Source organism: Microbacterium sp. K2 (assembly GCF_051365005.1).
Classification (GTDB): Bacteria; Actinomycetota; Actinomycetes; order Actinomycetales; family Microbacteriaceae; genus Microbacterium; species Microbacterium foliorum_B.
In genome coordinates this window covers 441,012-453,071 of record NZ_JBLWII010000001.1, presented here as the reverse complement: position 1 = coordinate 453,071, position 12,060 = coordinate 441,012, and the positions used below count along the sequence as shown (strand labels likewise).

Below are 12,060 nucleotides of genomic sequence, written 5' to 3'. Positions count from 1 at the left end.
AGGGCGCACGGCGTGGATCTATCGTCGAAGTATCGGCTCCACATTACGCCGTCAACACTGTGCACCACCCGCCGCTCACCGTCTGAGGAGATCCCTGTGGCCATCGAGTTCGACACCACTTCGTCCAAGTTCGCCGAGTACGCCGAACCCGGCCGGCTCGTCACCACCGAGTGGCTGGCCGAGCGTCTCGGCACACCAGGACTGGTCGTGGTCGAATCCGACGAGGACGTTCTGCTCTACGAGACCGGCCACATCCCGGGTGCCGTGAAGGTCGACTGGCACACCGAGCTCAACGACCCGGTCGTTCGCGACTACGTCGACGGCGAGGGGTTCGCGAAACTGCTGAGCAGCAAGGGCATCAGCCGCGACGACACCGTCGTGATCTACGGAGACAAGAACAACTGGTGGGCCGCCTATGCACTCTGGGTCTTCTCGCTGTTCGGTCACGAAGACGTGCGGCTTCTCGACGGCGGTCGCGATCGCTGGATCGCGGAGGGCCGTGAGATCACCCGCGACGCACCTCAGATCACCCCGACGGAGTACCCCGTCGTCGAGCGCGACGACTCAGTCATCCGCGCCTACAAGGAGGACGTCCTCTCACACATCGGCAGCCCTCTGATCGATGTGCGCTCCCCCGAGGAGTACAGCGGTGAGCGCACCACCGCGCCGGCCTACCCCGACGAGGGAGCACTGCGCGCAGGACACATCCCGACGGCCCAGAGCGTGCCGTGGGCGAAGGCGGTCGCAGAAGACGGTGGCTTCAAGTCACGCTCCGAACTCGATGCGATCTACCGCGACGGCGCCGGTCTCGCAGACGGCGACGAGGTCGTCGCGTACTGCCGCATCGGTGAGCGCTCCAGCCACACCTGGTTCGTGCTCAAGCACCTGCTGGGATTCGAGAACGTCCGCAACTACGACGGCTCGTGGACCGAGTGGGGCAGCGCGGTTCGGGTCCCGATCGTCACCGGATCGGAGCCCGGATCCCTGTGATCGTGGAAGGATGGCAGGGATGAGCATGAGCGAACTTCCTGACACCCTCGCCGAGATCCGCGACGGATTCCTCGAGACCCCCGAGGCGGATCGCCTGCTGCTCCTGCTGGAGTACTCGGACGAGCTGCCCGAGGTCTCCGCAGAGGTCGCGAACCATCCGGAGATGTACGAACGCGTCGCGGAGTGCCAGTCCCCCGTCTACATCTACGTCGAGGTGAACGACGACGTGGTCACGATGCACGCGACGGCCCCGCCGGAGGCTCCGACCACGCGCGGATTCGCGAGCATCCTCGTACAGGGCATCACCGGCCTCACCGCCGATGAGGTCTTGGCGATCCCCGACGACTACCCCCAGTCGATCGGGCTCACCAGAGCCGTGTCGCCCCTGCGGATCGGCGGAATGACCGGAATGCTCATGCGCGCCAAGAACCAGGTCAGGCAGAAGCGTTGAAGCCCTGGGCGGCGAGCCATCCTGTGATGGCGTCGCTCCACCCGGTCTGGTCGTAGTTCCAGATCTTCGTGTGCCGCGCGCCGGAGAACGCCGGCATGGTGACGAGATCCGGGCGGGCCTCCTGCAGCGCGTGCGAAGCATCGGCCGGCACGAATCCGTCATCGTCGCTGTGCAGGATGAGCAGGGGCACCTTGAGCTCTTCGGCTCGCGCGACCATGTCGAGGCTGTCGAACGGGATCGCGTTCTCCGCGCCGCTGAGCCGTGCCGTGAACGGAACGGACAGCGCGCTCATCGCCAGATCAGGCAGCGGCGCCCGCATTCCCGCCGCCCGCGCCTGGAAGCGCAGCACGCTGCGCCAGTCGATCACGGGCGACTCGAGGATCAACCCCGCGATGCGGTCGCGGTTGCCCGAGTTCAGGGCGGTCTGCATCGCGACGGCACCACCCATCGACCACCCCATCAGGATCACGCGCTCTGCCCCGTGGCGCAGGGCGAAAGACACCGCGGCGTCCACATCACGCCACTCTGAGGCCCCCAGCGCGTAGGCACCACCTCTGCTGCGCGGAGCCTCGCCGTCGTTCCGGTAGGACACGACGAGGTTCGGGAAGCCGGCCGCATGCAGCACCGGGACTGCGCGCAAGCACTCGGCTCGGGTGACGCCGCGGCCGTGAACCTGTATCACCCACGTCGACGACTCGCCGGGGAAGAGCCATGCCGGGCACGGCCCTGCCGGCGATCCGATGAGCACGTTCTGCCAGGGCAGATGGAGCTCACTGGGTGTGGAGTAGTACCAGCCGCTGAACGCCGCAGTCCTGTCGACGCGAGCGCCGGGCTCGATCTGCGTGAGCAGCTTGCGCCGCACGGTTGTCGAGTCAGCGCTGAGCACAGCACCGAGCTTGACGTACCCGTACGTGCCGGAGGTGAAGAGACCGTATCGCCCCGGCAGCTCGGTGTCTCGTGTTCGCGTGAGCTCGATCGTCTGGGCACCGGTGTCGACAGCGAGGATCTCGACGTCAGCCGGGCGTTTCTTAGGAATCACGACCCGGCGGGCCACGCTGAAGACGAGCAGGGCCAGCGCCGTCCCGAGAGCGAGCAGTGCAGGGACAAGGAGCGCAACGGCGTGCCTGAGACTCTTCATCGCTTCCTGACTCTAGCCTGTTGCCGTGACCGCTCACCCCGATGCCGGGACGATCTTCGACGCCGCCGTGGCCGAACTGCGCGATATCGCCTTCCGCGCAGACATCACCATCCGCGAGATACCCACGCCGCAAGGCCTCGCTCCGCACGCCCTCGCGCTCGCCGCCGATGTCCGCCCGGACGACGGCGGAGAGTCCGCATACGGCACCGGACGCTTCGTGCTGCTGCATGACCCGGACAATCCGGCGGCGTGGGACGGCGACTGGCGCATCGTGATCTTCGCCCAGGCGCCGCTGGAGACGGAGATCGGCACCGATCCCCTGCTCGCTGACGTCACCTGGTCGTGGCTCGTCGACGCGCTCGACTCCCGAGGCGCCGGCTATCACTCCGCGTCCGGTACGTCGACCAAGACGCTGTCGAAGGGGTTCGGTGGCCTCGCGGCCGAAGGGGACGGCGCCCAGATAGAGTTGAGGGCGTCCTGGACACCCGAGGGCCCCTTCACACCCCATGTCGAGGCCTGGGTCGAACTGGTCGGGATGCTGGCGGGTCTTCCGCCGGGTTCCGAGGGCATCGCCGTTATCGGCGCGCGAAAGGCAGCACGTGACTGAATACTCCGTGATCTCCGACGTCTCGGAGTTCCATGCGGCATGCGCCGCACTGGCCGCAGGCACGGGTCCTGTCGCCGTCGACGTCGAGAGAGCATCCGGATTCCGCTACTCCCAGCGGGCGTATCTCGTGCAGGTCTTCCGCCGAGACGCGGGCGTCTTCCTCTTCGACCCTCCCCCGCTCGGCGACTTCAGCCCGCTGCAAGAGGCGATCGGCGATGCGCTCTGGGTCTTCCACGCAGCCAGCCAGGACCTCCCGTCGCTCCGCGAACTCGATCTGCTGCCTCGGGAGATCTTCGACACCGAGCTCGCATCACGTCTGCTGGGTCACGAGCGAGTAGGTCTCGCTGCGGTCGTGGAGAACACGCTCGGCATCACCCTCAAGAAGGAGCATTCGGCGGCGGACTGGTCGACCAGACCGCTCCCCGCTGCCTGGCTCGAGTACGCAGCGCTCGACGTGCTGCATCTCATCGACGTCTACGAGGCGCTGAAGGCGGAACTCGAGGAACAGGGCAAGACCGAGTACGCGGCAGAGGAGTTCGCCGCCACGCTCACCCGGCTTCCCAAGCCTCCGCGCGAAGACCCCTGGCGTCGTCTGAGCGGCCTCCACCAGGTGCGCGGTGCCCGGAACCTCGCCGTCGCGCGCTCGCTGTGGCAGGCTCGCGAGGCCTTCGCTCAGGATCAGGATGTCTCTCCGGGGCGTCTGGTGCCGGATCGCTCGCTGATCGCTGCGGTGCTCGCGAACCCGCAGAGCAAGCAGGCACTCGCAGGCATCAAGGATTTCCAAGGTCGGGCGAGCCGCACGCAGCTCGATCGCTGGTGGCAGGCCATGGTCGACGGCCGCGCGACAGAGGAGCTGCCGCGCGAGCGGGTTCCGAGCGACACTCTGCCTCCGCCGCGGGCGTGGTCCGACCGCAATCCCGAGGCCGACGCTCGTCTCAAGGCCGCCCGCCCCGTCGTCGAGGCCACGGCTGAAGAGCTCGGGATGCCCACGGAGAACCTGCTCACCCCCGATCACCTCCGCCGGGTGGCGTGGGATGTACCGGGAACGACGCCAGAAGCCATCGGAGAAGCTCTCGCGGAACTCGGTGCGCGCCCGTGGCAGATTGCACAGACCGCACAGAAGATCGCCGACGCCTTTGTAGAAGCCGCGCAAACCCCCGACGAGCCCCCGTCGGACGCTTCGTAGGTTCGATCCAACCGATTCCTCCGTGTTTCCGGCCCTCCATAGACTGAGGCCACCGCACAAACTTGGAGGCAGAGTGGCCGAAATATCGGACGTCTTCTTCGTCGATGGAGTGCGCACCCCCTTCGGGCGCGCCGGCGAAAAAGGCATGTACTGGAACACCCGCGCTGATGACCTCGCCGTCAAGGCGACCATCGGCCTCATGGAGCGGAACGCAGCCGTGCCGGCTGACCGCATCGACGACGTCGCCATCGCCGCGACCAGCCAGACCGGAGACCAGGGACTGACCCTCGGCCGCTCTGTCGCCATCCTCGCAGGGCTTCCGCAGACGGTGCCCGGACTTGCAGTCGAGCGCATGTGCGCCGGCGCGATGACCAGTGTCACGACCATGGGCGCGTCGATCGGCGTCGGCATGTACGACTTCGCTCTCGCCGGCGGTGTCGAGCACATGGGCCACCACCCGATCGGCGGCAACGCCGACCCCAACCCTCGTTTCGTCTCGGAGCGCATGGTCGACCCCGGCGCTCTCAACATGGGCGTCACGGCCGAGCGCATCTTCGACCGCTTCCCGCATCTGACCAAGGAGCGCTCCGACCGGTTCGGCATGCTCAGCCAGCACAAGGTGCAGGCAGCATACGACGCTGGGAAGATCCAGCCCGACCTCGTGTCGGTCGCGACCAAGGGCGCCGACGGCGCCTGGGGCCTCGCCACCGAAGATGAGGGGCGTCGTCCGCAGACCACGATGGAAGACCTCGCCGCGCTGAAGACCCCCTTCCGTCCGCACGGTCGTGTGACGGCGGGGACCTCGTCGCCGCTGACCGACGGCGCGACGATGTCGCTGCTCGCCGGGGGCGGAGCCGTGAAGGAGTTCGGTCTCGCGCCGAAGATGCGCATGGTGTCCTTCGCCTTCGCAGGTGTGCAGCCCGAGATCATGGGCATCGGGCCGATCCCGTCGACCGAGAAGGCTCTGAAGAAGGCCGGACTGACGATCGCCGACATCGGACTGTTCGAGCTGAACGAGGCCTTCGCGATCCAGGTCATCTCCCTGCTCGACCACTTCGGCATCGCCGATGACGACCCCCGCGTCAACCAGTGGGGCGGCGCCATCGCACTCGGCCACCCCCTCGCGGCATCCGGCGTGCGTCTGATGATCCAGCTCGCGGCGCAGTTCGCCGAGCGCCCTGACGTGCGCTACGGCCTGACGGCAATGTGCGTCGGTCTCGGACAGGGCGGCTCGGTCATCTGGGAGAACCCGCACTACGACGGCAAGAAGAGGAAGTAAGCCCCAATGGCCAACTCGATTTCCGAGCAGTACGCGAACGTCGACTTCTCCCCCATCCAGGCTCTCACCGACGGCGAGGTGATCACGCAGTCCCCCGTGCGCGACATCCGTCTCGCATCCGGCAAGGTGCTCGCGCTGATCACCCTCGACAACGGACGCGACCACACGCGCCCGAATACCTTGGGCCCCGCCACGCTCACCGCCCTCGGCGAGACGCTCGACGGACTCGCCGCACGCGCGGCGGCCGGAGAGATCCAGGCCGTCGGCATCACCGGCAAGCAGTACATCCTCGCCGCCGGCGCCGACCTCTCCGACATCAGCAAGGTCGGCTCGCGCGACAACGCACGTCTGATCGCGCAGCTCGGGCACAAGGTACTCGGCAAGCTGGGTGAGCTCGGCGTCCCGTCGTTCGCCTTCGTCAACGGCCTCGCGCTCGGCGGCGGTCTCGAGATCGCGCTGAACTCCAGCTACCGCACAGTCGACGCATCCGCAGCCGCGATCGCTCTCCCCGAGGTCTTCCTCGGGATCATCCCCGGATGGGGTGGGGCGTACCTGCTGCCCAACCTGATCGGGATCGAGAACGCGCTCGAGGTCGTCATCTCGAACCCGCTCAAGCAGAACCGGATGCTGAAGCCGCAGCAGGCCTTCGATCTGGGCATCGTCGACGCGATCTTCCCCGCGGCCAACTACCTCGAGAACTCGCTCGCCTGGGCGGACGCCGTCCTCGGGGGCAAGAAGGTCGAGCGCAAGAACGAGCCGGGCAAGATCGAGCGTCTCACCAAGTGGCCGATCGCCATCAAGATGGCGCGCGGCATGCTCGAGTCGAAGATCGGCACTGTTCCGAAGTCTCCGTACGCCGCTCTCGACCTGCTCGACAAGGCGAAGAGCGGGACCAAGGCCGAGGGGTTCGCCCGCGAAGACGAGGCGCTCGCCGATCTCGTCACGGGTGATCAGTTCGCCGCCTCGATGTACGCCTTCGATCTCGTGCAGAAGCGCGCGAAGCGCCCGGTCGGAGCCCCCGACAAGACTCTGGCCAAGAAGGTCACCAAGGTCGGCATCATCGGCGCCGGCCTCATGGCCAGCCAGTTCGCGCTGCTGTTCGTGCGCAAGCTGCAGGTGCCCGTGCTGATCACCGACCTCGACCAGGCGCGCGTCGACAAGGGCGTCGCGTACATCCATGAGGAGATCGGCAAGCTCGAGACGAAGGGCCGCCTCGACGCGGACTCCGCCAACAAGCTCCGAGCGCTCGTGACCGGCACCACCGACAAGAGCCTCTACGCCGACTGCGACTTCGTCATCGAGGCCGTCTTCGAAGAGGTCGGAGTCAAGCAGCAGGTGTTCGGCGAGATCGAGAAGGTCATCGCCGAAGACGCGATCCTCGCGACGAACACCTCGTCGCTGTCCGTCGAGGAGATCGGTGCGAAGCTCGCTCACCCCGAGCGTCTCGTCGGGTTCCACTTCTTCAACCCGGTCGCGGTCATGCCGCTGATCGAGATCGTGAAGACGCCCGGCACCTCCGAGGCCGCGCTCTCGACAGCTTTCGTGGTCGCCAAGAACCTCGGCAAGAACGCGGTGCTCACCGCCGACGCTCCGGGCTTCGTCGTGAACCGTCTGCTCGCGAAGGTCATGGGCGAAGCAGCTCGTGCGGTCTACGAGGGCACCCCGATCACGGATGTCGAGAAGGCCTTCGCACCGCTCGGACTGCCGATGGGTCCCTTCCAGCTGATCGACCTGGTCGGATGGAAGGTCGCCGCTCACGTGCAGGACACGATGGCGCATGCGTTCCCCGACCGTTTCTACTCGAACGAGAACTTCCACGCTCTCGCAGAGCTCGATGCGGTCGTCGAGAAGGACAAGGGCGGTCGCGTCACCGGCTGGACGAAGCAGGCCGAGAAGCTGCTGAAGCCGGCCGTCGGCAAGACGCCGGCATCGGCGGAGACGATCCTGAAGCGGGTGCAGGACGGCCTCGCGAGCGAGATCAAGCTGATGCTCGACGAGGGCGTCGTGCCCGAGGTCGAAGACATCGATCTGTGCCTCATCCTCGGCGCGGGCTGGCCGTTCATCGATGGCGGCGCATCGCCGTACCTCGACCGAGAGGGCGCGTCGCAGCGGGCGTTCGGTGGCGATTTCCACAGCCCGCAGATCCGCGGCATCGAGAACCGCTGATCTGAACATCGGAGGGGGTCGCCATGAGGCGGCCCCCTCCTTCGTGTCTACGGCGTCGGACGCTCGTCGACCTCGCCGCTGCGTGGCCAGTGCGAGAGCGCTCGCTCAGCGAGCGCGGTGATCGTCAGCGACGGGTTCACCCCGGGATTTGCCGGCACAGCGGCGCCGTCGACCACGTGCAGTCCCGGATGCCCCCACACTCGGTGGTAGAGATCGATCACGCCGGTCTCGGGGGTGGATGAGATGACGGCACCGCCGAGGAAATGAGCGGTCAGCGGGATGCCGAAGACCTCGGGCCATGATCCCCTGGCCGCCGCCGGGACGCCACCCTCCTTCTCGACACGCGCCGCGATCGTCGCGGCCGCGCGGTGCGCCTGCGGCAGGTGGCTCGGGTTCGGCTCGCCGTGCCCCTGCCTGCTCGTCATCACCAGCCGCCCGAGACGTCGACGCAGCGACAGCGTGAGCGAGTTGTCGACGGTCTGCATCACGAGCACGATGATGCCGCGTTCGCTCCAGCGTCGGAGCGATCCCAGACGCAGCTGACGGATCGGCGCTCGCACGAGCTGACGCATCATGCTCGCCAGTCGTCGTCCGAGTCCCCGGTCGCCTGGCACCATGACCGACGCGAGCGCGCCCATGAGATTCGATCCGGGCCCGTACCGCACATTCTCGACGTGCGTGTTCGCGTCGATGTGGAACGACGTGGTGATCGCGACGCCTCGGGCGAGCTCGAAAGAGGCCGGAACCGCGACGGCCACGGCGCCGTCGAGAGCCTCCGAGTTGGTTCGTGTGAGACGGCCGACAGCATCGGACACTCGCGGAAGCGCCCCGGCGCGTCTCATCCGATGCAGCAGCTGCTGCGTGCCCCAGGTCCCCGCAGCCAGCACCACCTGGCGTGCGCGGACGGTGCGACGGTCGCGCCGGAACCATGCCCCGCTTCGCTCCGTCGTCACCGCGAAGCCTCCGCCCGCAAGTTCGCGCACCTCAGTCACGGTGCGCAGTGCTTCGACGACGGCGCCGCGCTTCTCGGCCAGGGCGAGATAGTTCTTCATCAGTGTGTTCTTGGCGCCGACGCGGCATCCAACCATGCAGTTTCCGCAGAGCGTGCAGCCTGTGCGATCAGGGCCCTCCCCGCCGAAGAAGGGGTCGGATGTGCGCTCGCCGGGCTTGCCGAACCAGACCCCGACCGGTGCGTGCCGGAACGTGCTGCCCACTCCCAGGTCGTCGGCTGCGCCTGCCATGATGCGCTCGACGGGGCCGGTGTGCGGATAGCGTTCGATCACTCCGAGCATCCGCTTCGCCGTCGCATAGTGCGGCGCGAGTTCGGTCTCCCAATCAGCGAGAGCACTCCACTGCGGGTCGTCGAAGAACGCGCCGCTGGGCTGATACAGCGTATTGGCGTAGTTGAGAGACCCCCCGCCCACCCCGGCACCCGCGAGGATCATGACGTGCGGCAGCCGATGGATGCGCTGGATGCCGAAACAGCCGAGCTTCGGTGCCCACAGGTAGCGGCGGACGTTCCAGTTGGTCTTCGGGAAGTCCGCGTCCTCGAAGCGACGACCCGCCTCGTACACACGGACGCGATAGCCCTTCTCCACCAGACGCAGCGCGGCCACCGAGCCGCCGAACCCCGAGCCGATGACGACGACATCCTCGTCGAACGCACGACCGTGCTGGCGATCGCGCGAGGCGTCGCTCATCGCTGCACCTCCTGAGCTGCGGGCACGAGGATCGTCAGAGCAGAGCGGCGGATGCCGATGGTGCACTCGTTCTCAGCGATGCGCTCCCCGTCGGCGTAGACCACGAGCCCCGGAGCACTCACCGTCACGGAACGAGCGTGACGATGGGTCACCTCGGATCTCGTCAGGTGCGCTCCACGCAGCAGCAGGGGGAACAGCCGCAGCAGTCGAAGTCGTGTCAGAGGCGCGACCTGCACGATGTCCAGCAGCCCGTCGTCTGCTTCTGCCCCGACGCACAGGGGCATCCCCCCTCCGTAGCTCTCGGTGTTGCCCACCGCGACGAGTGTTCCCGGCGCCTGGAACGGCGGCTCGCCGTCGACCGACACAGTGAACTCCATCGGCCGGAGACGCACGAGCTCGACGACCAGGGCGAGGTAGTAGCGCAGCACGCCGTGCGGCCAGCGCAGTCGGTTGGTGCGATCGCTGACCTTCGCATCGAATCCGAGGGCGGCGATCGTCAGGAACGAGTCGATCCGCCCCGCGGCACGCACCTCGCCGACATCGATCGCGCGCGGCACGCCGGTCAGAGCGACCTCGGCCGCGGCGACCGGGTCGCGGCGGGGCAGACCGAGGGCCCGAGCGAGGTCGTTGCCGGTGCCGGCCGGCACCAGCACGACGGGGATGCCTGCCGCACACACGGCGTCGAGGATGCCGGACAGCGTGCCGTCGCCTCCGACGACGACGAGCACCCGAGGGCGCTCATCGAGTGCCTGTGCCACCAGCATCCGGCTGGACGCCGCCGACTCTCCCGTGTACACCCGCACGTCGAGGCCCCGGGTGCGCAGATGAGCGAGCGCGACCTCGGCCTCGTGCGCTCCGCGCCCCTTGCCTGCGAACGGATTCGACAGCAGCGCGATGTGCTCAGCCACGTCGGTCCGACCGCTCCGACGTGATGACGGCCCCGGGGTTGAGGATCCATGTCGGGTCGAGCTCTCGCTTGATCGCCGCCAGTATCCGCACCCCCGTGGCTCCGATCTCCTGCTCGAGCCATGGGGCATGATCGCGACCGACCGCGTGGTGATGACTGATGGTGCCGCCCGCCGAGATGATCGAATCGTTCACCTGGCGCTTGATTCCCGCCCACGCTTCCAGGGGGTCGGATCGGACGTTCGCGAGCACCGTGAAATACAAGGAGGCTCCGGTGGGATAGACGTGCGAGACATGGCACATCACATACGACTTCGCGCCGGCATCAGCGAATCCTTCGCGAAGAGCGGCCGTGACCTCTGCTCTGAGTCGCTGCAGGTTCGACCAGGTGGCCGCTGTCTCCAATGTCTCGCAGAACACCCCCGCATCCAGCAGGGAATCGCGGAGATACGGGCCGTCGAATCGACCGTCGAGCCACCCCTCCGCACCGCCCTCACCTGATGACGCTCCGCCCGCTGCCGTCAGGATCTCCGACGTACGCGCTCGACGCTCGGCGATGCCCTCGCCCTCGTACACCGTGACGATGCTCGCACCCTTCGCGAGTGCCTTCCCTATCCGGCCCACCTGGGCGAGGCTGACGGCGGTCTCGGCCTCGTCGGAGAGACGGATGACGGTAGGGCCGCCACCGCTCTGGGCCACCTGCCGCAGACCGTCGACGCCGTGCGAGAAGTCCGCGAAGCTCCACGCCTCGAGGACGCGTTCTCGTGGCACCGGATGGACGCGGACACAGACCTCGGTGATCACTCCGAAGATGCCCTCCGATCCGAGAAAGACCCTGATGAGATCGGGCCCGGCTGCGGAACCCGGTGATCGACCGAGATCGACGTCTCCGGTCGGGGTCGCGACTCTCAGGCCGGTGACCATCGAATCGAACCGCCCATGCCCTGCCGAGTTCTGACCCGACGAGCGCGCAGCGGCGAACCCGCCGATCGTGGCATACCGGAAGCTCTGCGGGTAGTGCCCGAGTTCGAATCCCCGGGCAGCCAGCAGCGCCTCGGCATCCGGACCCGTGGTGCCTGCGGCGATCCGGGCTTCGCCGCTCACCTCATCGAGACGGATGAGGCCGGAGAGCCGCCGCAGATCCAGGCTGATCACCGCGCGGTGCGCGCCGCGCTCGGGGTCGAGAGCGCCGACCACACTCGTCCCTCCGCCGAACGGGATCACCGCGATCCCCCGGTCAGCGCACAGCCGGAGCACGGCCCCGACCTCGTCGTGGTTCGCGGGAAGAACGATCGCATCCGGAGCAGCTTGCTGCCGCTTCCGTCGTCTGAGCAGGTCAGGTGTCGAGCGACCACCTGCATGGCGGATCCTCGACTCGTCCGTCGTGTCGACGTGCTCGGCTCCGACCACCACCGCGAACTCCTGCAGGTCGTCCCCGAGAAGCGACGATGGCTCGAGCTGCACATCGGCGAGGTCCACTGCCGTTGCGGGCTTCTGCACGCGTCCCAGCAGCAACGGCAGAAGCATCCGCACCGCACGCGGCAGATCCGATGCCCGCGCCGGATCGCCCCAGCCGTTCCAGCGCATCTCCGACCGCACGGCGACCCTGCCGTTCTCTCGACTCATGCGTTACAGTG

10 protein-coding genes are annotated in these 12,060 nt (G+C 67.6%); 6 read left to right on the top strand and 4 right to left on the bottom strand.

Going from position 1 to position 12,060, the window contains the following annotated elements:
* Positions 1 to 96: 96 nt before the first annotated feature.
* Together ACLKOY_RS02330 and ACLKOY_RS02325 are read left to right on the top strand one after the other, a co-directional pair.
* Complete coding sequence (locus ACLKOY_RS02330; protein WP_436452260.1) at positions 97 to 990, top strand: sulfurtransferase; 894 nt, start codon at positions 97 to 99, stop codon at positions 988 to 990.
* 19 nt (positions 991 to 1,009) lie between these two features.
* Positions 1,010 to 1,441, top strand: a complete 432-nt coding sequence (locus tag ACLKOY_RS02325) for a SufE family protein (protein WP_363570331.1) — start codon at positions 1,010 to 1,012, stop codon at positions 1,439 to 1,441.
* Here ACLKOY_RS02325 and ACLKOY_RS02320 read toward each other — a convergent pair.
* Positions 1,425 to 2,579, bottom strand: a complete 1,155-nt coding sequence (locus tag ACLKOY_RS02320) for an alpha/beta hydrolase (RefSeq protein ID WP_436452259.1) — start codon at positions 2,577 to 2,579, stop codon at positions 1,425 to 1,427. The two genes, ACLKOY_RS02325 and ACLKOY_RS02320, sit on opposite strands and share 17 nt — an antisense overlap.
* 25 nt (positions 2,580 to 2,604) lie before the next feature.
* On the opposite strand from ACLKOY_RS02320, the gene ACLKOY_RS02315 reads away from it, so the two are divergent.
* From ACLKOY_RS02315 to ACLKOY_RS02300, 4 genes are all read left to right on the top strand, one after another.
* Positions 2,605 to 3,186: a DUF3000 domain-containing protein gene (locus ACLKOY_RS02315; protein WP_140037174.1), complete on the top strand. Its 582-nt coding sequence runs from the start codon at positions 2,605 to 2,607 to the stop codon at positions 3,184 to 3,186.
* Entirely contained in the window at positions 3,179 to 4,372 is a 1,194-nt protein-coding gene (locus ACLKOY_RS02310) for a ribonuclease D (protein WP_436452258.1), read from the top strand. The genes ACLKOY_RS02315 and ACLKOY_RS02310 overlap by 8 nt, the downstream gene beginning before the upstream one ends.
* A 73-nt stretch (positions 4,373 to 4,445) precedes the next feature.
* A complete protein-coding gene (locus tag ACLKOY_RS02305) occupies positions 4,446 to 5,651 on the top strand; it encodes a thiolase family protein (RefSeq protein ID WP_140037176.1) in 1,206 nt (401 codons plus the stop codon).
* 6 nt (positions 5,652 to 5,657) lie between these two features.
* The gene (locus ACLKOY_RS02300) at positions 5,658 to 7,817 is read left to right on the top strand and encodes a 3-hydroxyacyl-CoA dehydrogenase NAD-binding domain-containing protein (protein WP_436452257.1); all 2,160 of its coding nucleotides are present in this window, start codon (positions 5,658 to 5,660) and stop codon (positions 7,815 to 7,817) included.
* 47 nt (positions 7,818 to 7,864) lie between these two features.
* Here ACLKOY_RS02300 and ACLKOY_RS02295 read toward each other — a convergent pair whose 3' ends face one another.
* The 3 genes from ACLKOY_RS02295 to ACLKOY_RS02285 are packed head-to-tail and all read right to left on the bottom strand — an operon-like array spanning position 7,865 to position 12,049.
* Complete coding sequence (locus ACLKOY_RS02295; protein WP_436452256.1) at positions 7,865 to 9,517, bottom strand: GMC oxidoreductase; 1,653 nt, start codon at positions 9,515 to 9,517, stop codon at positions 7,865 to 7,867.
* The gene (locus tag ACLKOY_RS02290; protein WP_436452255.1) at positions 9,514 to 10,425 is read right to left on the bottom strand and encodes a YegS/Rv2252/BmrU family lipid kinase; all 912 of its coding nucleotides are present in this window, start codon (positions 10,423 to 10,425) and stop codon (positions 9,514 to 9,516) included. Before ACLKOY_RS02290 ends, ACLKOY_RS02295 begins: the two co-directional genes overlap by 4 nt.
* Positions 10,418 to 12,049, bottom strand: a complete 1,632-nt coding sequence (locus ACLKOY_RS02285) for an FAD-binding oxidoreductase (protein WP_436452254.1) — start codon at positions 12,047 to 12,049, stop codon at positions 10,418 to 10,420. The genes ACLKOY_RS02290 and ACLKOY_RS02285 overlap by 8 nt, the downstream gene beginning before the upstream one ends.
* Positions 12,050 to 12,060 lie beyond the last annotated feature (11 nt).

Excerpts from the sequence above, each read along its gene's own strand:
- ACLKOY_RS02325 (WP_363570331.1), top strand. The coding sequence starts at position 1,010 with ATGAGCATGAGCGAACTTCCTGACACCCTCGCCGAGATCCGCGACGGA.
- ACLKOY_RS02320 (WP_436452259.1), bottom strand. The coding sequence starts at position 2,579 with ATGAAGAGTCTCAGGCACGCCGTTGCGCTCCTTGTCCCTGCACTGCTC.
- ACLKOY_RS02300 (WP_436452257.1), top strand. The coding sequence starts at position 5,658 with ATGGCCAACTCGATTTCCGAGCAGTACGCGAACGTCGACTTCTCCCCC.
- ACLKOY_RS02295 (WP_436452256.1), bottom strand. The coding sequence starts at position 9,517 with ATGAGCGACGCCTCGCGCGATCGCCAGCACGGTCGTGCGTTCGACGAG.
- ACLKOY_RS02285 (WP_436452254.1), bottom strand. The coding sequence starts at position 12,049 with ATGAGTCGAGAGAACGGCAGGGTCGCCGTGCGGTCGGAGATGCGCTGG.